We start from the raw sequence: 24,988 nt of genomic DNA, 5'->3' as shown, positions 1-24,988 counted from the left end.
AATTTGGTGGAAGTAGCGCTTGAAAGTGTGCGGTTTTACATTTGCGCTTAACGATATTCTTCTAATTAGGAAAGGTTTAACTTCAGATTACTGCAGGTATACGGACTTGTTAATATTTTAGTATTACAAAAATCGACCACTAAAATGCAGACTGTTAAGATCGCCAAAACTTCAGCAAAATCGATATTAAAAGAATTAGCATCAGCTTTTGAAACTGACTATTCAGAAAAGTATGGAGAAGCATATTTAGAATTTTCAAACGATTATGGAGATGGAATAATATCAGGTATCAACTTCCCGAGTGGCGTTGGAATTTTTAGATTTGAAATTCAGTTAAAGGAAGACACCTGCCTGAATTTTCACGGAGATCTGGTGCATCCTTTTAAATTTATATATGTTCTGGAAGGACGACTGAACCATAGTTTCCATAACGAGGAGATTGTTCATCATATTGAAAAGGATCAATCGGTGATCATTGGCGCGAACAGTGGCAGCGGAAATAAGATCATGTTTCCAGGTGGGATGACTATTTCGGTAGTTATGCTGGATGTGGATAGGAAGAAATTTGTGGATCAGCTTACTTTTCCACTGGAAGAGATGGACGATATTTATCATAGGATCTTTGCAGATACGAATGCCATTCGTACTCTATATCATCATACACAATACAGTCTTAAAATGTCTCATCTCATCCAGGAGCTAAGAGATTTTACGACGCCCGGACTGGAAAGGGTCAGCTATCATGGTGCAAAAGCACTGGAGCTTCTTACATACATGCTTATGCTCTACCGGGATGATAGTAAACCAGAGGACCATCAAAATGTACTCAGGCAAAGAGATCTTGAAAAGGTAAAACAGGTGATCTTTCAAATTGATAAAAACATCGCAGAGCTTGGCAATATTAGTTCCCTGGCACAATCGGTTGATATTACCGAAACTAAATTACAGGAAGGGTTTCAAATACTTTTTAATTGCACAGTTCATGAATACATTCAGCGCAAGCGGATGGAAACTGCGATGCTTTTATTGCTGAACACCAATAAGACCATTAGTGAGATCGTATATGAAGTCGGACTCAACAGCAGAAGTCATTTTTCCAAGATCTTTAAAGAAAAGTATGGAATGACTCCAACTGCCGTAAGAAAAAAAGATAAAGTATGATCGTAAATTCTAATGCTGAAGGCTGGGAGATCTTCTCACATTCTGCACACGGATTGCTTGCGGGTAAAATTGCAGACGAACTGAAGCAAGATATTAAAGGTAGAAACTGGGTCGCTACTCTAACTGCGATCGTAGAACATGACGACCGGCAGTTAAACTTCAGAGAAAAAGACTACCTCACTAAAATTGGAACTCCGCAGGATTTTCTTGATGAGGACAGGAATATCAACGAGATCATTAAAAGAAGTCGCAGGTTACTCGAACAAGCCAGGCTTAAGTCAAGTTGGGTCACGATTTTAGTGATGAAACACCTTGAGTTCTTATACAAGGATCTTTCCGAAGAGAGCATAATGATTGATCGCTTTATGAATGAGATCAGTGTGGAAATAAAGGAACTCATGAAAGTAAATTCAATGACTGACCAGGAGGTACATGACCTTTACCAGATCATGGTATTTGCAGATAGATGTTCACTCATCCTTTGCCAGAATGGAGTACCCGCCAAAAATCGGGAACTTGAAATCAACACAAGTATTCAGAATACCAAATATGTGATCTCAAGAAATGAAGCTGATGACATCTTTATAGAGCCGTGGATCTTTGAACAGGATTCTTTCGAGTTAAGTTGTGAATACAAAATGCTGGAAAAGGCGTCATTCTCCGGAAATAAAGAATTTGAAGATTGTCTTCGGAATACTCCAATTAGTCTGAGGCACTGGAAAATCAGTAAATTGAAATAATCCTTTATAGAGCTCAGCAGATTCTTTCTACATACTAATGTAGTTAACTGAAGTTTTCTAGTGATCTTAGTAATGCTAATAACTACAAAAAAAGCATGAATACAAACACTAGATCTGATATTGAAAAGTTCTGGAACAGATTTGTAAGTTCAAACCCAGATTATTGTTCCAAGGCAATTCCCCAATCCTACTATTTTTGTGACAATAAGAAGGACGCAGATGAATGTGCAGACCTGGTTGTGAAGGATATTAAGAAAGCCACAGCTACTTCACTCTGGTGGTTCCAGCAGCATAATGAAATCTTACCGAAAGTTGGCGATCTCGCTATTGTAACAGATTGGAAAGGCAATCCGAAGGCAATCATTAAAACTACCAAAATAGAACACGTAGCTTTTAATCAAATTACCGCGGAATTTGCAGAGATTGAAGGAGAAGGAGATAAGTCACTGAAGTATTGGCAAGAAGTACATCAGGCCTATTACGAAAGAGAAATGGAAACTTACAGCGATGAATTTGATGAGAACATGATCATCGCTTGTGAACATTTCAGAAGAATATATAGTGAGTTATAATCTCCAAATACTTAGGAACATTTCCAAGCTGTATACTGAAGCGCAAAACAATATATACCTAATTATAGATCTGTTACACCCTTAGTCAAGATCCAGTATGATAAGGTTTTCTTAAAGCTTTTGGTGTAAACTAAACGATTGGTTAGTTTTGTACCAGCATTATGGCAAGAACTAAAAAATATAACGAAACAGAAGTAGCAGAAAAGGCAATGAATCTTTTCTGGAAAAACGGTTATGGCAACACTTCGATGCAAATGCTTGAGAAAGAAATGGGAATAAATAAGTTCTCTATTTACTCTAGTTTCGGCAATAAGGATGGCCTGTTTCTTAAAAGTTTAGACTGCTATAAGTCAAGATTATTCGTTCTAATCGATAAGCTAATAAAGTCTACAGATGGCATACCAGCGATCAAAGAATACTTTTACGACTTTGTAGATTTCACGAGAGATACAAAAAATGGTAAGGGTTGCCTGGTCACCAATACTGCGAATGAAATTGGTCTAGAAAGCGAGGAGAAAATTCCGCAGGTTCTAAAGAGTTTTACCGATGAGATCAAACAGGTTTTTGCGGATAAACTTAGAGATAAAAGAAATAACGATCTGGATAAGATCGAAGAACAGGCAGATTACCTGTTGATATCGATGTTCGGACTTTCCTCTGCCACCAGAATTTTTTCTGAAGATCAATTAAAACATTACATAGAAAACATATTTAAGAACATATAAAAAAATTTACCCGTAAACTAAATGGTCGTTTAGATACGATCAAATCTTTAACTAAAAATTGATAATTATGAATACTGAAAAGAACACAGACGTTTTAACTGTACACACGAAAGAATCTGCTCCTGAAGGTGGGAAAGCACTTTTAGAAAAATCTGAAAAAGCTTATGGAAATGTACCTAATTTGCATGCAGTACTTGCAGGTTCCCCACAACTGCTGGACGCTTACCAACAGTTACATGAGCTATTTTCCAATTCATCATTTGACAAGGATGAACTAACCGTAGTATGGCAAACAATTAATGTGGAGCATGAATGTCATTATTGCGTTCCAGCTCACACGGCTATCGCCAAAGCGATGAAAGTTGATGATGCTATTAGTGATGCTTTACGTGATAAAACTGAACTACCTTCTGAAAAGCTTGAAGTTCTAAGAAATACGACGCTTACTCTTACTAAGAATCGAGGAAATATCTCTAAATCTGAGATCCAGGAATTCTATGATGCAGGTTATTCTCAAAGACAATTGCTTGATATCGTACTAGGACTTTCTCAGAAAGTGATTAGTAACTATACCAATCATATTGCAGAAACTCCAATCGATAAAGGTTTTGAGCCTTTTAAGTGGAACGCTTAATTTTACATACATATTTTAAAAAGAGCAGCCCCAAAAGGCTGCTCTTTTTTATGCTTTCAATTTAGGTTTATCCGACTCACAGCATTCCTGGCAAAGTTTTACGTTTTCATATTCCTGGTTCGCCTGTGTAAGGATCGTATCAACATCATTTCCTCTTCCTATTTCCACTCTTCCACTCTCATCAGGTAACAATTCACAGTCATCCAGATGTAGTACATGATACTTACCAAATCTTAATCCCTTTTCAACATAAAAAATGTGCATTTTCTTACCATTTCTAAATAGGCTAAATAGAGTATCGAAGAGTTGCTGTACATTCATACATTAGTTTATGGTAATTTAACCGCTTTGTTTTGAATTGGTGTTTCTGCTATTTTAAAAAAAGCGGGGTCGCATTATGTCTTTGTTAAGTACACGATTTGTAGTATCCGGGTTGCTTTAGGTGACCAATGTTACTTTAGCTTCCAATCTGCAATCCTATCTTTGTATTATTAAACGCTACAATCATGAAAATCGAACAAATTTATACGGGATGCCTGGCTCAGGGCGCTTATTACATAGAAAGTGAAGGAGAAGTCGCTATTATAGATCCGCTAAGGGAAGTTCAGCCTTATCTGGATAGGATAACTGAAGCTGGTGCAAAACTCAGCTATATTTTTGAAACACATTTTCATGCTGATTTTGTTTCGGGACACGTAACACTTTCAGAAAAAACAAATGCTCCCATTATCTACGGGCCAGAGGCGAATCCAGGGTTTGACGCGATCCTTGCTGAAGATGGACAGGAGTTCAAACTAGGTAAGTTGAAGATCAAAGTGCTGCATACTCCGGGACACACCATGGAAAGTACAACCTATTTACTGAAGGATGAGAATGGGAAGGATTACGCAATATTCACTGGTGATACACTTTTCCTTGGGGACGTTGGTCGTCCTGACCTGGCTCAGAAAGCCGCCAGTATGACCCAGGAAGAACTTGCAGGAATATTATTTGATAGTCTTCGTGAAAAGATCATGCCGCTTGCAGATGATATTATAGTCTATCCCGCCCACGGTGCAGGTTCAGCCTGTGGAAAGAATATGATGAAGGAAACAGTGGACACCCTGGGTAATCAAAAGAAAATGAATTATGCCTTGAGAGCAGATATGACTAAAGCTGAATTTTTGAGAGAAGTCACTGATGGTTTGTTACCTCCTCCTGCCTATTTCCCAATGAATGTCAAACTGAATAAAGAAGGTTACGAAAGTATCGATAAAGTGATGGCTAAAGGATTACAAGCACTAAGTCCTGAAGCATTTGAAGCAGCAGCGATTGAGACTGGTGCGGTCATGTTGGATATTAGACACCAGGATGAATTTGCAAAATCACATATTCCTGGCTCGATATTTATAGGTCTTGATGGCAGTTTCGCTCCATGGGTAGGCGATCTTATCAAGGATATTGCGCAAACAATTTTACTAATTGGTGATGAAAACAGAATCGAAGAAGCAATCACCAGACTTTCCAGGGTTGGTTTCGATAATACCATAGGATATCTAAAAGGTGGTTTTAAATCCTGGATCGAGGCTTCAAAAGAAACCGATACTGTGGAAACGATCAATGCGACAGAACTGAAGTCAATTGTAGAAGATGTACCCATTTTTGATGTACGAAAACCAGGCGAATACCAATCTGAACACTTGCCTGATGCAGTTCACACCTCTCTTTCCGAAATCAATGAGCACCTATCGGAATATCCTGAAAATGAGAAATTTTATCTTCATTGTGCCGGCGGTTACCGGAGTATGATCGCTGCTTCAATTTTGAAAAGCAGGGGAATTCATAACCTGGTCGATGTACAGGGTGGTTTTAAAGCCATCAGGGAAGCTGGTCTCAAAACGACTAACTATGTGTGTCCTTCTACATTATAAGCGATAAACTTCTGAATATTTAAGGCGGTCTTTTTGATCGCCTTTATTTTTGTAGAACCAGGGTAGTCATCGCTCTAATATCCTGAACATTTGTAGTTTTGATAGGTTCCAGCAGTTTAAGGTCGTATTTGTCCAGTAACTGGGAAATAGTCTCTCTGTTTAGATAATAGCCTGCTTTCCTATCATTATAAGAATCAGATAAGTCTTCTGTAGCTTCCAGCAAACCAATATTAGAAGCTGTTCTAATTAAAATACTTCCTGTAGGCTTCAGAACTCTCATCAATTCTGAAAACATTCTATAAAAATGATTTTCATCTTCAGCGAAATGAAGTACAGCGTTGCAAATGATATGATTAAAATGAGCATCTGGAAATGGTATTTCTGAAAGCCTTGCATGCATCAAATTTTCTCTTAAATTTGGAAAGATTTCCCTGGCGATGCTCAACCTTTCAACGTCCATGTCAATTCCCCAAATATCATAACCAAAGCCGGCGAACCATCTTAGATTTCTACCTTCACCACATCCTGCATCAAGTATTCTATCATTTCTCCTATACTTCTGCTTCATGATCCGGTCGATCAGGTAGATATCCATGTTTTGTATGTACTTAAATATTTGTGATTCTTCCATCGGAGTCTTATTTTCGAAACAAAGATAGAGAAGCAACTTATATTACTCAACAGGTGGCAATTCTATCTTACTTTAGCAAAAAAATTAAATGAACCTCTTCCAAAGATTATTTCGAAGTCAGCAAAACAAAAATCACAACATAGTCAGGTTAGATCCGGTTGATTTTAAAAAAGCTATTTCAAAAAATTCCGCGAAACTTATCGATGTGCGTACGAAAAGAGAATTCGCTACCGGTGTAATTCCCGGCGCGATCAATCACGATCTTATGCAAAAGAATGATTTTCTAAAGGCATCATTTCATTGGTCCAAATCTGAGCCTGTTTATCTTTACTGTCAGTCCGGAATGAGAAGTATGAAGGCTGCCAGGCTTTTATCCCGCAATGGTTTTACAAAGATCTATGATTTAAGAGGAGGAATCTCAGGCTATGATCTCTAAAAAAAATTCATGAGAAAAATAAATTACGCAATCTTCTTATTATCAATTTTAGGTTTTTCAATTGCAGGGCATGCCCAGGATAGACAGGAATACGGCAGCTGGAATGCTGCATTTGTAACTAAGAATATTGGCGAAGACTGGAATGTAAGGCTGGAATATCATCATCGTACCACTTCTTTTCTTAAGTATCATGAACAAACTGTAATTCGGCCGTCTGTCGATTATCGACTTGATAGTATTTTTAGTTTTGCTGCCGGGTATAGTTATCTGCATAATGATCAAAATATAAACATCGCCAAACCAGATTTTTATGAGCATAATCTCTGGCAACAGGTTGCACTGTCCCACGAAATTGGTTCAATGAATTTTAATCATCGATTGAGAGTAGAGGAACGTTTTATCGATGCGATCGTAGAGCGTGATGGCCAGGAACTTATTGATGGTAGTAATTACCGAACTCGACTAAGATACCGCTTGACAGCCAGTATAGGTGTCTTGAAAAATCCTAATATATCTCTGGTAGCCTATGATGAGTTATTTCTAAATTTTGATTCCGGAATCTTACCAGACACGGTGGATCAAAACTGGGTATTTATAGGACCACGTATAGGCATTGCGAAAGGCCTGAATATTACCTCTGGCTATCACTTTATAATTTTACCGGGATCTGGAAATGATCTGCACAGGCATATATGGGATACTATTTTAAGTTACACTTTCTAAAATGATGCGCTCAGGGAATTTGCAGGTGAAGGATTACTTTTTCGTTAGTCTGCAGCTGCTATTATTCATTACTTATTTCATACCAGTAGATCTCTTTAGAATAGAGCTCTCAGGTTGGTTAAGAATGATCACCTTGCTTCCCGGCATCTTTGGAATTGGGTTGGCTTTATTTACACTATTTCAACTCAGAAATATGTTGTCTGTTTTCCCTACACCAGTAGATAGCGGTAAATTGATTACCAGTGGTGCATTTTCGATATCCAGGCATCCAATATATACTTCAATAGTTCTCTGCGCTTTTAGCTTCGGAATCTTTTCTGAATCGGAATTTAAACTTATCATCACCGTGTTGCTACTCATATTATTCTACTTCAAATCAAATTATGAAGAGCGACTCTTACTACTGAAGTATCCGGAATATGAATACTATAGAAAGAAAACCAGAAAATTTCTATAAAAAAAGCCACTCTGCAGAGTGGCTTTAATATTCAGCAGCTTTAAAGACTACTTTTTTGTACTCAAAGAATATTGAAGTCCGATAGTTCCAGCAAGCTGGTTTTTCATCTGAATACCATTCACATCCTGGTATAATGGTAGCTTTACTTCAATGCCCACTCTTAGGTTCTTTAATGTACCGGTTGGCACATAAAAATTACTTCCAATGCCCAGATCTAACTGACTTCTACCCGAATTTGTAGTATCGAATAAAGGCATCATCATAGGATTCATTTCTGCATCAACACCATCGATCTCCTGTTGATCGAAGTAACTCAAACTACCTGAAACACTCCAACTCTGGAATAGACTATACGCAGTCCATGCGACTGCATCAAAGCGATTTCCAAGATTATAATCCTGAGAATTTTCACCTAATCTAAATTTGAATTTTGGCTGAATACCCCAGGAAAGTTTATCAGATTGTCCAAGGTAAGTGACTCCAATTGTTGGATCCAGCGTACCACTGCCCAACTGCATAGGGTATGCAAGTCTCGCATTCTCCATCATTGGCGTATCACCAGACTGTTCCAGATCACCGGTAGGTATCGACACACCAATATTCGCGTGCATTTTTTGCCTGTTCTTATCATAAAAGTTCACCAGCGCATTTACGGCGATATCACCAAATCCTGAAGATTCTGTAGTGAAATTCATACCCATTTTAGATCTAAGAACCATATCGTTATCAATATAGTTCAGCATAGCCGCAAGGGTTACTTTATTGGAAATGGCGTACATCGCTCCAAGCATATGCATATCCATACGCATATCTTGAGGAACCGCCATATACCTGTCGAATACCTCTCCATTTTCGATCTCATCACTACCACTTATCAATCCGTCCATCCACATTGGCATATATCGGTATGAGAGCATAAACTCACCTTTGTTATGAGTATGATCACCCATAATGCTAATTGGTGCATGTCCATCTGCCCTGTCACTACTCCACTTCTCCTGCGCTACCATCATGTTTGAGCACAGCAATACTGATCCCAGAAAAGGGATTAAAAATTTCTTCATTTCTTGATATTAAAAGTTGACTTAATTTTTCCACGGAAAGCAGAAAATTCCGCGGAGGAGGAGAAGGAATTTCAGTAATATATTCTGTAGCAACTATTTTGTAATCAGGCAATACCTTGCTAGAACCTGTAACGAATTGAGTTGTAATTATCTTAGTTCCCTGATGGAAATAAAGTGGTAAAGGTTTATACCTGTAATCAACAAGTCGTTCTTCTGAAGTGTCATTCTTGATTATAGAACTTTCTGAAAGTTGATCTTTTAGATAACACTTTCCATCACATTCAAGCTCAGGTTTATCCTTATTGATACATAGAACCTCTACTATATAATCGTAATTGATAAAATATTCGAAAACCGGAAGTACGGGTGCTAACATGCTCCAGATAAAGAGGGGAAGTACGAATAGACTGAAAGACTTTTGCATGGCCATTTTTCCGACCGCAAAGATACGATGAACCAAGGCTTGAAGCTTAGAGTTCTTTGGAAAAATTGATGATACTAAATGTTAATTTATTCCAGAATTGCCAGAACCTGGGTAAGCTCCGCGCGGGTGTTCCAGAGTTTCTCCTGCACGCTAATTTGCTTCAGTCGTGCACTTATCAAACTCTTTTCCCGGGTATTCACCAGGAATACAGAACTTTCACCAAGTTGCAGCTTTCGTTCTTCAGCATTGAGCATGATTTCGTAATTTTCTACCAATTGATTGATCATCAATACCTGCTCCTGGTAGGACAGAAATTGCTCTTTCAATGCTCTTATTTTATTCTGAAGATTGAGCTGTTCACTATATAATTCTAATTCTGCATCCTGAAGTTTGATCTTAGATTTTTGTAAATCTCCGCGTTCCTTCCGAAGAAATAATGGAATACTGAAATTTACGCCAACCTTATAATTCTCATTGACAAAACTTCTTAAAATATCAGGGTCACCACTTAGAAAATTATATTCAAGATCCAGCTTTGGAAGTAATTTATTCGCTTTCAATCTTCTGTCAAATTCCAGTATCTCCACCTTATACTCCAATGACCGAATTTTCGGGTGCGTGGTAATTTCAGTATCGCTTAGAAATTCGGCAGGAATCGTGCTATTCTCGAACAACGCATCTTCAGGATACACACGCTCCCTAATTACTAAAGGCGTATTATTTTCAGCCCATAAATAGGTTCCTAACTGTTGAGAAGCCTTAAAAAACTTCAATCGTGCCTGCTCAAGGCTCAGCTTACGGTCCTGTATTTGAATATCGGCTTCCAGAGTATCAATAGCTGGCTTATCCCCTACTTCAAAACTGGAAAGGATCCCGTCATATCGAAATTGTGCATTCTCAATAAAATTATTGTAAAGCTTAAGTTCCCGATATGCACTAATCCAGTCAAAATAAGCTACTGATGCTTCGTACAAGACTTTGTTTACCGCAAGTTGTTGATCTGCAATGGACTGCTGCTGGTATGCTTTTGCCTGTTGTAAGGCAGCCATTCGTTCGTTGATGAACAATCCCTGTCCTATAGGCACAGAGATCCCAGCTGCGAACAGACCATCATCTGGCACCGTATTTTGAGGATTTAAATAATAACCTTCGTTTTGTTCAAATTTTGCCTTCAGTTCAATTCCATACCAGGTTGGGATCTTGAAAGCTGCGTTAAAAAGATCATAATACTGAGTATCCTTAAAATCCTTTCGATCGTAATTAGCTTCAATCTTCGGGTCAAACCCACCTCTAGCCTTGAGCAATTCTGCGTCACCAAGATCGGCTTTCAATCTTGCCTGTCTAACTACCGGATGAAAAGTTTTAACCATCTGCAGGTAATCTTCAAAATTGAGTACGATACTATCCTGAGTCTGGCCATATTGTAACATAGGCAGAAGCAGCAGGGCGATAAGCAAAGTCTTTTTTAAACTCATTTCTTCTTATCGGTTTGAGTTTGACCTTCCGGAGTATAGTAATTTGGAGGGAAGCCATTCAAATGACGCCATAATTCATACCATATCGGTACGTCTTCCAGCAAAGCCAGGGTATTAGCCCCCGACCCCACTCTTAAAGCATCTGGCCATTCATGATCGTTTTCATCTGGAGCCAGTAAAACTCTGTATTTTCCATTGGGACTAATAAAATTCTCTATAGCCACTACTTTGGCTCCATAAGTACCATAAGATACATTTGGCCAACCGCTAAAAACGATCGCTGGCCAGCCGTCAAACTGAACTCTAACCTCTTCACCCTTATGCAATAGCGGTAAATCAATTGGTTTCACAAAGGTTTCCACAGCAAGATCGTAATCTGAAGGCATGATATTCACCAATTGTTCTCCTTCCTTAAAAGTTTCGCCAATCCCGGCTTTAATAGCCTTGTTTATATATCCGTTCTGCGGCGCTTTGACATAATAAAGATCCTGCCTCATTTCATAATTCGTATAGGCGTTCTCCAGTTTACTCACTTCAGCCTGAGCATCGAATTTTCCAGATTCTGCAGAGGAGCGATCACTTTGAATCTTGGAAATCTTATCGCTATATTCTGCAGCAGTACGATTAATTTCGATTCTGGCATTAATTATATCGTTTCTACTCGCCATCAATTTATTCTCTTGCGAAATGAGTTTCGCCTGAGTCTCCTGCAGTTTAAGTCGCTTTTCTTCAACATCTGTCATCGCTTTCAAACCTTCTTCCTGAAGAGTTTTTGTACGATTAAACTGAGTTTCAGCAATGCTTAGATTTGTCCTAGCAGCCTGCAGATCAATGCTGTCACTTTTGGTTTTTAGTTTAGCCTGCTCGAGTTTGTTTCTCGCCTGTTCCAGCTTAAGTTCCCGCTCCTGTGCCAAAGCCTGTAACTGTGTACCTAAAGCAGTAATCTTTTGATCATAGGATTTCAAGGAATTAGACTTGGAAGCTACCTGGTCACCGGTTCTTTCTACCAGAGATGGATCAAAATATTCGTTTTTAACTTCGGTAATATGCAGAATTGTATCTCCCTTTTCAACATAATCTCCTTCATTAACGAACCACTTTTCGATCTTACCCGGGATGACCGACTGTATTGTTTGTGGTCTTTGCTCCGGACTCAAAGTGGTCACAGATCCATTTCCCGATATCGTCTGGGTCCACGGAAGGAAAAGTACGACCACTCCAAAGACCGCCGAGAACTTCAGGAATCTGTTGAAGTATTTAAAGTGTCTTGTATGCAGAACCTTTTTCCCGGCTTTGAATTGCCTTAGATCAACCTGCTCATTCAATGGATTTCTAGTTATGTTAAGCATAGTCTTTAAAGATTAGATTCAAGTTTACCATCCCTTAGAATGATATGACGATTACAACGATTCTGCCATACTTCATCACCACTGGCGACTATGATAGACCATTGTTGATCTTCAGACATTAAATGATCTACAATACGCTTCTCCTCTTCATAATCGATTTGATGTAAAGGTTCATTCAGAATCAACAATCTTGGGTTCCGTAATAAGGTCCTGGCCAGAATGATCTTCTTGGCGACCGTATGCGGTAATTTCATTCCCTCTGGATAGATCAAAGTTTCCAGCCCATCGGGTTGCTGACGTACAAATTCTTTTAAACCGGTTTTATCCAGTACCGAAAAAATTGCTGAATTGGTGATGGTATTATCAGCGAATGTAAGGTTCTCTAATAATGTACCTTCAAACAGTGACTCCTCTGTAAGCGACTGTCCAAGCAGACCATGATAATAGTTGAGATCTATATTCTTCAACGAAATTCCATTAACGTAGATCTTTCCCTGAGTTGGTTCTATCAATCCTGCGATAATCCTAAGTAATAAAGACTTCCCGGAACCATTTGGACCTTTCAGGAGTATCTTCTCACCAGCCCTAATTGTCAAATTAATATCTTTTAGAACTTCCTGCCCGTCAGGAGTTTTAAAACCAATATTCTTAAGTTCTATTTCCAGATCTTTATGTTCAGAAAATGAAGTGTCCCCTCCAGATCTTTCCAGTTTTTTGTCTACTACTTCACCGAGTTTTTCAAGGGAAGTCAGTAAATCGTAAAAGTTTTCCAGTCCCATGATCATTTTCTCTACAGAACTAATGATCAATAAAATAATGATCTCTGCAGCGACGAACTGCCCGATATTCATTTGCTGATTAAGTACAAGGAAACCTCCTATTAAAAGTAAACCGGCAGTAACAAGAGTTTTAAAACCGACCATTTGAATAAATTGAAGCTTAAGCACCTGGAAGTGGCTCTCACGTTCTTCAAGATACTTAGTTACAAGTACATCATTCTTCTGGATGGCATGTTTGGTTTTTCCAGCTACCTTGAAACTAATTAATGTTCTGGCTACTTCCTGGATCCAGTGAGCGATCTTATACTTCATCTTAGATTCCTTGATACTCGTATTCAAACCTCGTTTTGCGGTGAATCTGAATACCAGGTATATAAGTAGTACCAGTAATATTCCGTAGAAAATAAAGAAAGGATGATATAATGAAAGTAAAATTAATCCAAAGACAATCTGCAAAATGGCGGCTGGAAAGTCCAGAACCAGTTTGGCGATACCCTTCTGTATCGTAATGACATCAAAGAATCTGTTGGCGAGCTCCGGAGGATAAAAGTTCTCAAGCTCAGACATCTTGATCTTCGGAAATCTGTAGGTAAATTCAAAAGATGCCCTTGTAAATATTTTCTGCTGAATATTCTCCAGAATCCTGATCTGCATTAACTGAAGCACTCCAACGAATGCAACCCCCAGAGTCACCAGAATTACAAGTATGATCCATGAGGTAGTAATACGAGCACCCTGAATAAGGTTTACAATAGCCTGAATTCCCAGCGGAACCGATAGGTTTACCAGTCCGGCGAAAATTGCATAATAAAGAATTTGCAGAAAATCTTTTTTATCAAGCTTTAGCAGGCCAACGAAGCGCTGCCAGGCGGTCATTTTTTCTTCAGCCATTGAGTTCAATTTTTAGGGTATTGATCACGAGGTCTTTAAAATAATTGGATACACTTTTCTTTTCTGAACAGTCTGTTATCGATTGAATATGGTCTTTCAAAAAATGCTGATGTAAAGCGCCATCCAGAACCATGCTAGAAAGGCTAAGAGAATATTCATAATCTGTAGATACTTCAGAAATCATTTCCGCAATTCTGGTGACCAGTCTTTTGTAAATGGAAAAATAGCCTTCCTTATTATCTGTTTCCACCTCCTTGGTAAGATAAGATTTTGAAGATTCATTAATGATAATGTGGTTCAAGGCAACCTCATTTATATGCTGAAATCTAAAATCCTGAACAACAGGATGCGTGATCACCTCGATGGCTTTCAATAACTTTTCATTGGAGTTTGAAATCCCATAGGTGGACATGGTCAACTGAAATTCTTTCCAGCCCCAGAACCAGTTGGTTATATATACCAGGAACTTATGCTTGTTTTCAAAATAGCGATAGATAGAACTTTCGTTAGATTTGATCTGAACACCTAGCTTTTTAAAGGTGAACTTTTCAAAACCAATATCATCAATAAGAAGGATTCCCTGCCCTACAATTTTTTTCCCTAACTCACTGGACTCAGGATCTTTCAGAAATAATTCTGAATTCACCGAAATATTAATATTCTGATATAATTTATCCACCTAATCTTATTTCAGGCAAATCTAATAGTATTACTATTAATATATGATAGTTTATATCTTAATTAACAGTTGTTAAACTCTCATAGGGTATAAAAAAACCCGGAACATCTTCCGGGTTGTAATTCTAAACTTCCTGAACACCAGGTTCCAGCGGTGCTTCTATTAGTTTTTCAGGTGTTATAGGTAGCTCTCGCATTCTTTTACCGGTAGCATTAAAAATGGCATTCGATAACGAAGCGGCGACACTTGTAATTCCCAGCTCCCCGATTCCTTTGATTCCCATTTTGTTAGCGATCTTATCTTCTTCTGGAAGAAAAATAACATCAATGTTCGCCATATCCAGGTTTACCGGCACATGATAATCTGCAAACGATCGGGTAATGAAATTCCCGAAATTTGGTTCAACATCTGTCTTCTCGGCAATTGCCATTCCTGCACCCATGGTGAGTCCACCAATTATTTGTCCGTATGCAGTTTTGGGATTTAGAATTTTTCCGGCAGCACCAACATTTACCATTCTTTCGATCCTCCACATTCCTGTGTCCTTATCTACCCAGACTTCAGCGAAGTTGGCACCAAAAGAGAATACAGAATGCTTTTCAAATTCCGTAGAAGGCTCGGCCATCCCAGTCATTTCAAATTTGGTTATCTGGTTCTGCTTTAAAAGTTCAGCTAAGGCAACCTCCTTATCTTCAGGAATACTTCTATTATCTTTTAGTTTCATGACTGCATTCTCACAGGCAGCTCTGGCTCCATTACAATAAGATGCAGCACCCCATGATCCTCCAGATCCGGGAGTTACCGGGAAGTTGGAATCTCCAAGTTCTACTTTGACCTGTTCTACTGGAATCCCAAGATATTCCGCAGCAGTTTGAGCCACGATCGTATAAGTTCCTGTACCAATATCGGTCGCATCCATTTGTATAGTCGCTTCTACTTTATCTTCGACAAGTTCCAGAAGTACTTTTGCGTGAGTTTTTAAATATGGTGAGTTTCTGGAAGCTGCGCTCACACCATAACCAACCAGCCAGTTACCTTTTATATTTGTTCGAGGTTGATCCTTCCTGTCTTTCCAGCCAAATTTCTCAGCACCAATGCGCAAACATTCTACCAGCAAGCGGGAGGAAAAAGGTTGGTTCTTATGAAGATCTGTTTGAGTATCATTCTTAATCCTGAACTCTAACGGATCCATCTTTAATTTCCAGGCCATTTCGTCCATCGCAGATTCCAATGCAAAACTTCCGGTAGCTTCTCCGGGAGCTCTCATCGCAAACGGTGTTTGCAAGTTCATGGGCATTAACCGCTCAGTCACCTTGGCATTCGGACTGTTATATAGCATTTTTGAAACCATTCCGCAGGGCTCCTGGTAAACAAGATTAGGTGAAGTATGCGACAGGGTATCATGAGATAAGGCTGTCATGGTTCCATCCTTTTTAGCACCAATCTTCATCGTTTGCTCATTCTTCTGTCTAAGACCTGTATTAGTAAACATCTGAGTTCTTGTAACGGTAACCTGCACCGGTCTACCCACCTTTTTGGCCGCCATAACCGCAAGGGTTACATGCCGCTCTACATTAAGTTTGGAACCAAATCCTCCACCAACATAGGCTGCGATCACTCTCACATCCTTCTGCGGAATCTGGAAAGTATCTGAGATAGCAATTGTAGCATCTTCCACCATTTGCTGACTGGCATAGGCAGTTACCTTCCCATTATTCCATTCGGCAATCACTGCATGAAGTTCCATGGGATGATGATGTTCGATCGGGGTTATATAAGTCTGCTCGATAACCTCATCTGCTTCAGCAAGTCCTTTATCCATATCACCACGAGAATAATCTGAATCCTCACTCGGAAAAAATGCATTTCCACGTTGTTTATCAAAATGTATCGCAGGATCACTTGCCTTACTATATTCGAATTTAACCAGTCTTGCAGCATATTGAGCCTGCTCAAAAGTTTCAGCAACCACAACCCCTACGTATTCTCCATAATAGTGCACTTTATTACTCTGAAGTACCGGTGCAATTGTATCTGTAGCGATCTGATATCGATCTTTCTTGAAGTCATTAAGCTTTTCAGCATTATTATGAGTGATTACCGCCAGTACGCCGGCAGAATTTTCTGCTTCCGTAGTATCTATAGAAACAATAGTTCCTTTCGCTATGGTACTATTGATACCCTGTGCGTAAACCTTATTCTCTATTGGAAATTCTGAAGCATACGTAGCTTTTCCGGTAACCTTCAAATGTCCTTCTACTCGGTCTATAGCTGCACCAACTCCAGTTTTGTTCATTGTCTTCATCTTATAATTTTTTGAAATTGGTTATGCTGTTCGATTTGTAGCCTGCTCCAGTGCCCGCACTATAGCTTTCTTACCCATCTCGACCTTGTATTTATTCTTCTCAAAAGGTTTGGCATCTTTTAGAGCCAGTTCCGCTGCCTTTTCAAAATTTTCGGTATTTGCCTTTTTACCCTTTAGAAAATCTTCAGCTTCTGAAAGTTTCCAGGGTTTGTGAGCTACTCCACCCATTGCCAGACCTACTTTGGAAATCATCCCATTTTGAATAGATAATCCTGCTGCGACTGAAATAAGCGCAAAAGCATAACTTGAACGCTCTCTAATCTTCAGGTAATAGTAATTATCTGCAAATTCTGGAGAAGATAAATGTATCTGAGTTATCAATTCTCCTTCTTCGAGGGTAGTATCTTTTTCAGGTCTATCTCCGGGCAATCTATGGAACTGGTTGAATCGAATTCTGCGACTGGAACCGTCTGTCTTTTGAACCTCAATTTCAGCTCCCATCGCGGCTAGGGCAACACACATATCTGAAGGATGTGTAGCGATACATTCCTTGCTATAACCAAAAATTGCATGTGTTGCATTCATTCCATCAATTGCACCACAACCAGAACCTGGTTCTCTTTTGTTGCAAGGCATCGAAGTCTCGAAAAAATAGGGACATCTGGTTCTCTGCAATAAATTACCTCCATTGGTCGCCATATTCCTGATCTGCGCAGTCGCAGCAGATAGCATCGCCATGGATAATAATGGATAGTTCTGACGGATATCCGGATGATTCGCAGTATCAGAGTTATTTAGCATAGCTCCAAGACTCCATCCTCCAGATTGATTCTTCTCAATATTATTGAATTCAAGATTATTTACATCCACTAATTGATCGGGACGTTCAACATCTTCTTTCATTAGATCCACCAGATTAGTTCCTCCGGCCAGGTAATGTGTAGTTGCAGTAGTTTCCTGCAAAGCTTCCTGTGTATTTTTGGCATTCGTATAAGTGAATGGTCTCATATCTGGTTGGTATTAAGCGTTCTTTGCATTTTCCATTTGTTCCTGGGTAGCAAATTCCCAGGTTGGCATTTCACTATCTCCGGAATGAACCTCCTTAAATGCCTGTACAATATTATTGTAAGCACCGCAACGGCAAATATTTCCAGACATACGCTCTCTAATTTCTGCTTCGGAAAGTTTCAGGTCCTTTTTGATTGTTTTCAGATCTTCAGTTAAATAACTGGCTTCTCCATTCTTTGCTTCCTCGAGTAATGCTACAGAAGAACAAACCTGTCCAGGAGTACAATATCCACATTGGTAGCCGTCATGTTTTACAAAAGCTTCCTGCATAGGATGAAGTTTCCCATCGCTGGCAAGACCTTCTACCGTGGTAATCTCTTTTTCGTTGCAGGTCGCTGCAAGAGTTAAACAGGATAATTTTCTTTTACCATCGATCATCACCGTACACGCGCCACATTGTCCATGGTCACAACCTTTTTTTGTACCGGTAAGAGCAAGACGCTCCCTGAGTGCATCCAGCAAACTCATCCTGGAATCAATATTCAGTGGTTTGCTCATATCATTCACGCGCAAATTCACTTTTACCTCATTTAATAAAACCCGTACTTCTTCTGGAAGGTCTTCCATATTGCTGGCAAACAGGTCATTTGTGAAATATGATGTTGCCCAGAGACTCATACTCGCCACTGAGACCTGCTTTAAAAAGGTTCGCCTTGAGGAACCTTTCAGTCCCATTTCATCAAAAACCTTTTTTTCATCATCGGTGAAGTCATCTGCCTCAACCTTGGCTTTCCATTTGTCTAAATCTTTCATGTAATTATTTTTGGAGGTAAGTCTACCCTTTAAAATTACAGAATTAAGAATTGGCAAATGTTACCGAAGTGTTAACAGCCAGCGTTAATGAGGCATTTGAAGCTCCTTTTAACCAAAGTTTATTATTAAATGGAAATATCAGATGCTTAGATCAAGTCCAAACTTTAAGATAAGTCGCAGTCCGACATAGAATACCAGGACAGCAGTCAATATCCCGAGGACTTTTAAGTTTAATTTTTTACTGCTTAGATAAGAACCAATTATTCCACCAAGAACTACAGCTATGATTAATTTTAAAAGTAAATCGGTATCAAGTTTAAAAGTATCTGCCATATGAAGTCCCACTAATCCAGCGATACTATTTACGAGTATAAATACCGAAGCCAGAGAGGCGATGACCCGTGCATCTTTCCATCTCATTAAATTAAGTACAGGTGAAAGAAAAATTCCTCCTCCAATACCAGAAATACCTGATAATAATCCAATACCTCCACCCAGAACTGCCTTTTTAAAATCGGTGAATTCCGTAGATATCTGCGCAGATTTCCAAAAGCGAAGGCACATAAAAACACCTGCCATTAAAAGTGCAAATCCTAAAATTATAAAGAAAATATCCTGTGATAATTTTATCTGCGCTCCCAGGTAGGCAAGGGGAATACTCAGTACAAAAAATGGCCAGAGAATACGTGGTTTTAATACACCGTTCCTCGCAAAAACAAGGGTGCTAATAGAAACAACGCAAATATTCAACACCAAAGCGGTGGAGCGGATTTCGTAGAAATCGGCCATGACAAGGCTAAGTATAGCCAGGTAACTGGAACCTCCACCAAATCCAACCGAACTATAGAATAGTGCGATAAAGAAAAATAACAATGGCAGGTATTCCAGAGGCATCTTAGGAGATCAGGAAGGTTTTAATTAACGAACCTTTTTCTATCTTTTCAAAAGCTGCAACATATGCCAGGGCATTACCTTTTGCCATTGAACCTATCATGGAAGATCCCTGAGCGTTTAAAATTTCTACCAAATTATTGTCAATATTAGCTTTCAGGAAAACCGGACGGTCTCCCCTATTCTCGAAATCACTGGAAATTGGCAAATTGAGTTCTAGCAAGCCTTTACCTGGAAGTCCGCTAAGTTTTTGTAAAAGATGTAGCACATAGATATAAAAGCAACTAAGAGAAGACGCGGGATTTCCGGGCAGCGCAAACACAAATTGGTTTCCTTTCCTTCCAAAATATAAAGGTTTTCCAGGTTTTTGCTTCACCTTATAGAATAACTCCTCTACCCCGTTTTCCTCCAGCGCCTGCTTTACAAAATCGTAATCTCCTACTGAAATTCCTCCTGAAAGAATCAGTACTTCCGACTTTTTTAAAGCTTCTGAAATTCCAGTTTTGATCAATTCAAAATCATCCTTGATCTGTATGCTTGCTGAACTGGAGAATCCTTTGCTTTTCAATGCCGCTTCTATAGCCCCACTATTGGATTCATAGATCTGCCCAACTTGCAGTGATTCTCCGGGAGCGACCAGTTCATTCCCGGTGGTAATCAATTGAATGATCGGTTTCTTAATTACCTTGATTTGATTGAGCCCAAGACTACCTAACATCCCAATTCCGGCAGCGGTAATTTGATAAGACTTGCTAAATACCAATTCACCTTCCTTTAATTCTTCACCCTTCTTTCTAATACACTGGCCTTCTTTTGGTAATTCCTCAAGAATAAGTAAGTCCTGTTTTACCTTCGTTTTTTCCTGCATAATCACTGCGGAAGTACCCTCCGGAACTTTTGCACCGGTAAAGATTCGAACTGCTTCACCGCTCTTTAGTATGAACTCTTTGGAATCACCTGCAGCGACTTCACCAATGATCTTATATTCTTGCTGAAGTCCGCCCAAAGCATAACCATCCATAGCCGAATTATCAAAACCAGGCAGATCAAAGCCTGCTTTTAGATCTTCAGCAAGTACTCTATTAAGTGAATCTTTAAGACTCACTACTTCAGAATCCAGCTGTACATGCTGTGACCTGATAATTTCTAATGCCTCCTTAATTTCTACCATTATCCTCCTATTGAGATCATAGACCGGTTTTGTTCATAATGCTCGGCATCCATTTTTACATCCATACCATCTCTGGAATGTTTCTTTGATTTGATGGCATTTAAAATAATCGGACTTAGTTCTTCACCTGCCCGCATAGGACTAAGCAAATCGGTTTCAGAATTGGCGAAAAGGCAGTTTTTCATTTTTCCATCTGCAGTAACTCTAATCCGGTTACATTCGCTGCAGAAAGGATTGGTAATGGTACTAACAATGGCAAAGCTACCAGTATGACCAGCCACTTTAAAATTTGTACTGGTACTATGCTTAGGATTTTCGAGCACTTCAATTTCTCCGAATTTTTTCTCAACCGTATCCAGTATTTCCTGTTTACTCACGCCCTTACTCCAGTCCCATTCATTTCCTTTAAAAGGCATGAATTCTATAAATTTCACAACCAGATTCTTATGCTTTGTTAGTGCAATAAAATCATTGATCTCGGCATCGTTTACTCCTTTTATCAGCACGATGTTAAGTTTGATGTGCATGCCCATCTCCAGTGCCTTCTCCAAATTAACCATTATCCGGTCATAAAAATCCCGCTTGGTAATAAAAATAGACCTTGCTTTATCCAGAGTATCAAGGCTGAAATTTATCTTTTTTAAACCTATTTTCTGAAAGAGATCTAGATATTTATCCAGTACAATACCGTTTGTAGTGATCTTTAAGGTCACACCCAATTTGGAAAGTTCCTCCACGAGATGACCAAAATTCTTACGAACCAAAGGTTCACCGCCCGTAAGCCGAATAGTATCGACTCCAAGATCTCTAAAGCTGGTTGCCAGATTAATGATCTCTTCCAGGGTCATAATACTGGGTTTGTCCATTAACTGAATTCCATCTTCGGGCATACAATAAAAGCATCTCAAATTACAGCGATCAGTAAGTGAAATCCTTAAATAGGTATGCGGCCTTCCAAAATTATCTACGATCTGCTTTCTTTCTTCAATCATGTCTCTTTCCTTCTAAAACTTTAAACGCATGCAAAACATGCGGAAATATGGCGTCCATGCATTCTGCAGCGCCTTTGGTGGAACCTGGAAATGCAAGTACAAGCTTTCCGTTCATCACCCCTGCTACAGATCTTGACAGCATAGCAAAAGGCATACGTTGTTGTCCATAACTTCTAATTTGCTCTTCTACACCGGGCAGACTTTTGTCCAGCATTTCCCTAATTACCTCGGGAGTGTTATCCCTATCGCTTACCCCGGTTCCTCCAGTAAAAATTACCAGGTTTCCTTCGGCGTTTTCCAGAGCTGTTTTAATTTCTGAAGGTTCATCTGCAATGATAGATTTTGTGCCAGGAATGTCTAGGTCCTTCAGTTTGGAAAGGATCACTTCTCCAGCCTTATCCTCGCCATTCCCTTTAGAAATAGTATCGGAACATACAATCACACTAGCCGTAATCCCTTCAGAATTGATCTTAAAGGAAGATTTACCACCTTCCTTTTGTTGTAATTTAATGCTGCCAATCTCCACCTGTTTATCGATGGGTTTCAGCATATCATATAAGGTCAGCGCAACGATACTGGCACCATGCATAGCTTCGACCTCAACACCGGTTTTATAGATCGTCTTCACCTCTACCGAAATATGGATCTCAAGATCCTTAATCTCATAATGAATACCAGTATATTCGATCGGTAAAGGATGACAATCTGGAAGCAGATCCGGAGTTTTCTTCACCCCTAAAAGTCCGGCAGCTTTAGCCATTTCGAAAACATTTCCTTTAGGCACCGTATTATTTCGAATCGCCTCAATGGTCTCTTCCGAAGAAGTTTTCACAACCGCCAAGGCCGTTGCTTCTCTCAGCGTATTTATTTTGTGTGTTATGTCTACCATTATTTATTTACTTTCCATTGGTGAGAATCGTCTTCAAAAAGTTCCTTTCCAAAAATGGGTGCTTTCGCTTTGATCTCTTCCACGAAAAAATTACAAGCTTCTATCGCTATCTTTCGATGTGCCGAAGAAGTGAACACGAACAAACAGATCTCGCCAGCATTCACCTTACCCATACTATGATAAATATGAGCGCAGGTAATATCGAACTTTGAGAAAGCTTTTTCCCTAATTTCGTGAAAAACCTGTTCCGCCATTTCTTCGTAAGCACTATATTCTATAGCCTGAACTATTTTACCATCCACCTCATCTGCCCGAATCTGACCAAGAAAGATACTATGTGCACCAATATTAGTCTTGGACTGATGATTTGCGATGGATTTCGCGATCTTTTCAGGAGGAATTGCTCCCTGTACAAATACCTTTTTAGGTTTTTTCTTATCCATTTATGATTGTTTGAACTCCACCGGAAACATTTTTAAGATTCCCAAAATGAAATTTATTTTCTAATAATTCCTTTGCTTGCAGACTTCTAATTCCAGACTGGCAAAAGACCTGTATTTCTTTATTCTTCGGAATCTCTTCCACACGTTTTTCCAGTTGCCGAAGTGGAATTCTAAGTACATTTTTAGAATCGATCAATGGCTCCTCATGCAATTCCCTTACATCCAGGTAAAGTTGATCTTTATCTTTTAAAGTACAGTTCGTTGCCATGCTTTGAATACCTTCTTCCAGTATGATTGCGATCTGCTCAGGCCGTTTTTTTATTTCAATAAGCTGATCCTGTTGAAGCATAAAATTCTGAATTTTTAGTTTTCCAGATAAGACTGTTCCTATTCCAAGTATGATTTTTACAGCTTCCATTGCCTGATACATTCCGAAAATTCCAGGTAACATGCCCAGGGTTCCGGTAATTTCACAACTTATATTTTCACGCGCGATCTTCGGAAATAAACATCGATAACTTGGTCCGCCCTTATAATTGAAAACAGAACACTGACCTTCATGTTTATAAACCGAAGCATAGATCCAGGGTTTGTCTTCCAATAAGCAGGCATCGTTGATCAGGTACTTAGTTTCAAAATTATCAGTCCCGTCAATGATCAGGTCGTAATCCGAGATCAGTTTGCGGGCATTAGAAGTATTCAGTCTTACACCGTAGATCTTCAGGCAAACTTCTGAATTTAAAGCAGCTAATTTTTCAGCTGCAACTTCTACTTTTTTCCTTCCGGTATCAGCTTCAGCGTACAATGTTTGCCTGTGCAGATTTGTGATAGACACGCTGTCGTTATCAAGCAAGCCAAGTCGGCCGATCCCAGCTCCGGCAAGATAAGTAGCGGCGGGACAGCCAAGGCCGCCCATCCCAATAATTAGAATACTGGCATTCTGGAGCTTCTCCTGTCCGGAAATCCCAATATCATCCAACGTTATTTGCCTGTCGTATCTCATCCTCCGGCGAAAGGAGGTAGAAATGCGATCTCGTCTCCTTCTTTTAAAGTTTTATTTTCATCAAGTTGCTGATTCACTGCTACCTGAATGGTCTCAAAATCATCAAATTTATATTCCTCGAATACTATTCTTTTGAGTTCAGCCAATGTATCTGCACTCTCCAATTCTTTATATTCTTCCTGTATACCTGCAGTTTCAGCGAGTTTTCCGAAGTATTTCAGTTTAAGCTTCATGCTCTAGTTGTTTTAAAAATTGCAAATCTTTTTCAGTATCAATGTCTACTATACCTTTTTCAAATGGCACCAATTGGTAATTAATAAGTCCGTTCTTTATCAAATCTCTCGCACCACGATCACCTTCGATCTTAAGCAAGTCCGGGAAAATTTCTCTGGAAAATATAGCTGGTACGCCAGGTATTTTCTGATATTCTGAAAAACTTGCCAGGTAATCTGCGGTTAAGTGTTTATCTATAAGTTCCTGTAATACCGACTCACTAATAAATGGCTGATCTGATAATAACACCAGAACATTCCCAATAGCAGGATGTAATTTTTGAATTTCTTCCAGTCCCTTTTTGAGGCTTGTGGACATGCCTTCCTGCCAGTTATTATTGATTAAAAGTTTGTGATTTTTCAGATCAACCTCGTTTAAAATTTTCTCCTCATTTGCGCCCAAAACAATTATTTTTTCTGAAAGATTTAAAGCTTCAGAAACATCGATACTATGCTGCAGCAGCGTTTTATTTCTGAATTTTACCAACTGTTTTGGTTTTCCCAATCGACTACTAGAACCTGCAGCGAGAATTAGAACAGCCATGTTTGAT

28 protein-coding genes are annotated in these 24,988 nt (G+C 39.2%); 9 read left to right on the top strand and 19 right to left on the bottom strand.

Going from position 1 to position 24,988, the window contains the following annotated elements; all coding sequences use genetic code 11:
- Positions 1–144 precede the first annotated feature (144 nt).
- The 5 genes from ABVM50_RS09910 to ABVM50_RS09890 all read left to right on the top strand — a co-directional run bounded on the left by ABVM50_RS09910 (position 145) and on the right by ABVM50_RS09890 (position 3,832).
- Positions 145–1,161 (top strand): helix-turn-helix domain-containing protein, encoded by a 1,017-nt coding sequence (locus tag ABVM50_RS09910; protein WP_405198429.1) that lies wholly within the window; start codon positions 145–147, stop codon positions 1,159–1,161.
- A complete protein-coding gene (locus ABVM50_RS09905; protein ID WP_405198428.1) occupies positions 1,158–1,901 on the top strand; it encodes a DUF3891 family protein in 744 nt (247 codons plus the stop codon). The genes ABVM50_RS09910 and ABVM50_RS09905 overlap by 4 nt, the downstream gene beginning before the upstream one ends.
- Positions 1,902–1,996: 95 nt before the next feature.
- Positions 1,997–2,473, top strand: a complete 477-nt coding sequence (locus ABVM50_RS09900; protein ID WP_405198427.1) for an ASCH domain-containing protein — start codon at positions 1,997–1,999, stop codon at positions 2,471–2,473.
- A gap of 161 nt (positions 2,474–2,634) precedes the next feature.
- Complete coding sequence (locus ABVM50_RS09895) at positions 2,635–3,198, top strand: TetR/AcrR family transcriptional regulator (protein WP_405198426.1); 564 nt, start codon at positions 2,635–2,637, stop codon at positions 3,196–3,198.
- Between the two features lie 67 nt (positions 3,199–3,265).
- Positions 3,266–3,832: a carboxymuconolactone decarboxylase family protein gene (locus ABVM50_RS09890; RefSeq protein WP_405198425.1), complete on the top strand. Its 567-nt coding sequence runs from the start codon at positions 3,266–3,268 to the stop codon at positions 3,830–3,832.
- Between the two features lie 48 nt (positions 3,833–3,880).
- On the opposite strand, the gene ABVM50_RS09885 is transcribed toward ABVM50_RS09890, so the two are convergent.
- Complete coding sequence (locus ABVM50_RS09885) at positions 3,881–4,153, bottom strand: hypothetical protein (RefSeq protein WP_405198424.1); 273 nt, start codon at positions 4,151–4,153, stop codon at positions 3,881–3,883.
- Between the two features lie 185 nt (positions 4,154–4,338).
- Here ABVM50_RS09885 and ABVM50_RS09880 point away from each other — a divergent pair, with 185 nt between their 5' ends.
- Positions 4,339–5,742: a rhodanese-like domain-containing protein gene (locus tag ABVM50_RS09880; RefSeq protein WP_405198423.1), complete on the top strand. Its 1,404-nt coding sequence runs from the start codon at positions 4,339–4,341 to the stop codon at positions 5,740–5,742.
- A gap of 43 nt (positions 5,743–5,785) precedes the next feature.
- Here ABVM50_RS09880 and ABVM50_RS09875 read toward each other — a convergent pair whose 3' ends face one another.
- Positions 5,786–6,373 carry a class I SAM-dependent methyltransferase gene (locus ABVM50_RS09875; RefSeq protein WP_405198422.1) on the bottom strand — a complete coding sequence of 196 codons (588 nt, stop codon included), beginning with the start codon at positions 6,371–6,373 and terminating at the stop codon, positions 5,786–5,788.
- Positions 6,374–6,461: 88 nt separating this feature from the next.
- Between ABVM50_RS09875 and ABVM50_RS09870 the strand changes: the two genes are divergently transcribed.
- From ABVM50_RS09870 to ABVM50_RS09860, 3 genes are read left to right on the top strand one after another with little or no spacing between them, the layout of a single operon-like run.
- Positions 6,462–6,809: a rhodanese-like domain-containing protein gene (locus ABVM50_RS09870; RefSeq protein ID WP_405198421.1), complete on the top strand. Its 348-nt coding sequence runs from the start codon at positions 6,462–6,464 to the stop codon at positions 6,807–6,809.
- Between the two features lie 9 nt (positions 6,810–6,818).
- Entirely contained in the window at positions 6,819–7,532 is a 714-nt protein-coding gene (locus tag ABVM50_RS09865; protein WP_405198420.1) for a DUF2490 domain-containing protein, read from the top strand.
- A gap of 4 nt (positions 7,533–7,536) precedes the next feature.
- The gene (locus ABVM50_RS09860; RefSeq protein WP_405198419.1) at positions 7,537–7,989 is read left to right on the top strand and encodes a methyltransferase family protein; all 453 of its coding nucleotides are present in this window, start codon (positions 7,537–7,539) and stop codon (positions 7,987–7,989) included.
- A gap of 47 nt (positions 7,990–8,036) precedes the next feature.
- Here ABVM50_RS09860 and ABVM50_RS09855 read toward each other — a convergent pair whose 3' ends face one another.
- From ABVM50_RS09855 to ABVM50_RS09775, 17 genes are all read right to left on the bottom strand, one after another.
- A complete protein-coding gene (locus tag ABVM50_RS09855) occupies positions 8,037–9,053 on the bottom strand; it encodes a transporter (protein WP_405198418.1) in 1,017 nt (338 codons plus the stop codon).
- Positions 8,974–9,477 carry a hypothetical protein gene (locus ABVM50_RS09850; RefSeq protein ID WP_405198417.1) on the bottom strand — a complete coding sequence of 168 codons (504 nt, stop codon included), beginning with the start codon at positions 9,475–9,477 and terminating at the stop codon, positions 8,974–8,976. Before ABVM50_RS09850 ends, ABVM50_RS09855 begins: the two co-directional genes overlap by 80 nt.
- 86 nt (positions 9,478–9,563) lie before the next feature.
- A complete protein-coding gene (locus tag ABVM50_RS09845) occupies positions 9,564–10,952 on the bottom strand; it encodes a TolC family protein (protein ID WP_405198416.1) in 1,389 nt (462 codons plus the stop codon).
- Entirely contained in the window at positions 10,949–12,301 is a 1,353-nt protein-coding gene (locus ABVM50_RS09840; protein ID WP_405198415.1) for an HlyD family secretion protein, read from the bottom strand. The genes ABVM50_RS09845 and ABVM50_RS09840 overlap by 4 nt, the downstream gene beginning before the upstream one ends.
- 5 nt (positions 12,302–12,306) lie before the next feature.
- Complete coding sequence (locus tag ABVM50_RS09835) at positions 12,307–13,971, bottom strand: peptidase domain-containing ABC transporter (protein ID WP_405198414.1); 1,665 nt, start codon at positions 13,969–13,971, stop codon at positions 12,307–12,309.
- Positions 13,964–14,650 carry a TetR/AcrR family transcriptional regulator gene (locus tag ABVM50_RS09830; protein WP_405198413.1) on the bottom strand — a complete coding sequence of 229 codons (687 nt, stop codon included), beginning with the start codon at positions 14,648–14,650 and terminating at the stop codon, positions 13,964–13,966. Before ABVM50_RS09830 ends, ABVM50_RS09835 begins: the two co-directional genes overlap by 8 nt.
- Positions 14,651–14,774: 124 nt before the next feature.
- Positions 14,775–16,955, bottom strand: a complete 2,181-nt coding sequence (locus tag ABVM50_RS09825; protein ID WP_405198412.1) for a xanthine dehydrogenase family protein molybdopterin-binding subunit — start codon at positions 16,953–16,955, stop codon at positions 14,775–14,777.
- A 21-nt stretch (positions 16,956–16,976) separates the two neighbouring features.
- Entirely contained in the window at positions 16,977–17,963 is a 987-nt protein-coding gene (locus ABVM50_RS09820; RefSeq protein WP_405198411.1) for an FAD binding domain-containing protein, read from the bottom strand.
- A gap of 12 nt (positions 17,964–17,975) precedes the next feature.
- The gene (locus ABVM50_RS09815) at positions 17,976–18,776 is read right to left on the bottom strand and encodes a 2Fe-2S iron-sulfur cluster-binding protein (protein WP_405198410.1); all 801 of its coding nucleotides are present in this window, start codon (positions 18,774–18,776) and stop codon (positions 17,976–17,978) included.
- 138 nt (positions 18,777–18,914) lie between these two features.
- Positions 18,915–19,670 (bottom strand): TSUP family transporter, encoded by a 756-nt coding sequence (locus ABVM50_RS09810; RefSeq protein WP_405198409.1) that lies wholly within the window; start codon positions 19,668–19,670, stop codon positions 18,915–18,917.
- A 1-nt stretch (position 19,671) separates the two neighbouring features.
- Positions 19,672–20,838, bottom strand: a complete 1,167-nt coding sequence (locus ABVM50_RS09805) for a molybdopterin molybdotransferase MoeA (RefSeq protein ID WP_405198408.1) — start codon at positions 20,836–20,838, stop codon at positions 19,672–19,674.
- Positions 20,838–21,830: a GTP 3',8-cyclase MoaA gene (moaA, locus tag ABVM50_RS09800; protein WP_405198407.1), complete on the bottom strand. Its 993-nt coding sequence runs from the start codon at positions 21,828–21,830 to the stop codon at positions 20,838–20,840. The genes ABVM50_RS09805 and moaA overlap by 1 nt, the downstream gene beginning before the upstream one ends.
- Positions 21,823–22,719 (bottom strand): bifunctional molybdenum cofactor biosynthesis protein MoaC/MoaB, encoded by an 897-nt coding sequence (gene moaCB / locus ABVM50_RS09795; RefSeq protein WP_405198406.1) that lies wholly within the window; start codon positions 22,717–22,719, stop codon positions 21,823–21,825. Before moaCB ends, moaA begins: the two co-directional genes overlap by 8 nt.
- Positions 22,719–23,162 carry a molybdenum cofactor biosynthesis protein MoaE gene (locus ABVM50_RS09790; RefSeq protein WP_405198405.1) on the bottom strand — a complete coding sequence of 148 codons (444 nt, stop codon included), beginning with the start codon at positions 23,160–23,162 and terminating at the stop codon, positions 22,719–22,721. The genes moaCB and ABVM50_RS09790 overlap by 1 nt, the downstream gene beginning before the upstream one ends.
- Positions 23,155–24,165 (bottom strand): ThiF family adenylyltransferase, encoded by a 1,011-nt coding sequence (locus ABVM50_RS09785; protein ID WP_405198404.1) that lies wholly within the window; start codon positions 24,163–24,165, stop codon positions 23,155–23,157. Before ABVM50_RS09785 ends, ABVM50_RS09790 begins: the two co-directional genes overlap by 8 nt.
- Entirely contained in the window at positions 24,162–24,398 is a 237-nt protein-coding gene (locus ABVM50_RS09780; RefSeq protein WP_405198403.1) for a MoaD/ThiS family protein, read from the bottom strand. The genes ABVM50_RS09785 and ABVM50_RS09780 overlap by 4 nt, the downstream gene beginning before the upstream one ends.
- Positions 24,388–24,981, bottom strand: coding sequence for an NTP transferase domain-containing protein (locus ABVM50_RS09775; RefSeq protein WP_405198402.1), 594 nt, complete (start codon positions 24,979–24,981; stop codon positions 24,388–24,390). Before ABVM50_RS09775 ends, ABVM50_RS09780 begins: the two co-directional genes overlap by 11 nt.
- Positions 24,982–24,988 lie beyond the last annotated feature (7 nt).

Source organism: Christiangramia sp. LLG6405-1 (genome assembly GCF_045055805.1).
GTDB lineage: Bacteria > Bacteroidota > Bacteroidia > Flavobacteriales > Flavobacteriaceae > Christiangramia.
This window is presented reverse-complemented; position numbering and strand designations above follow the sequence as displayed.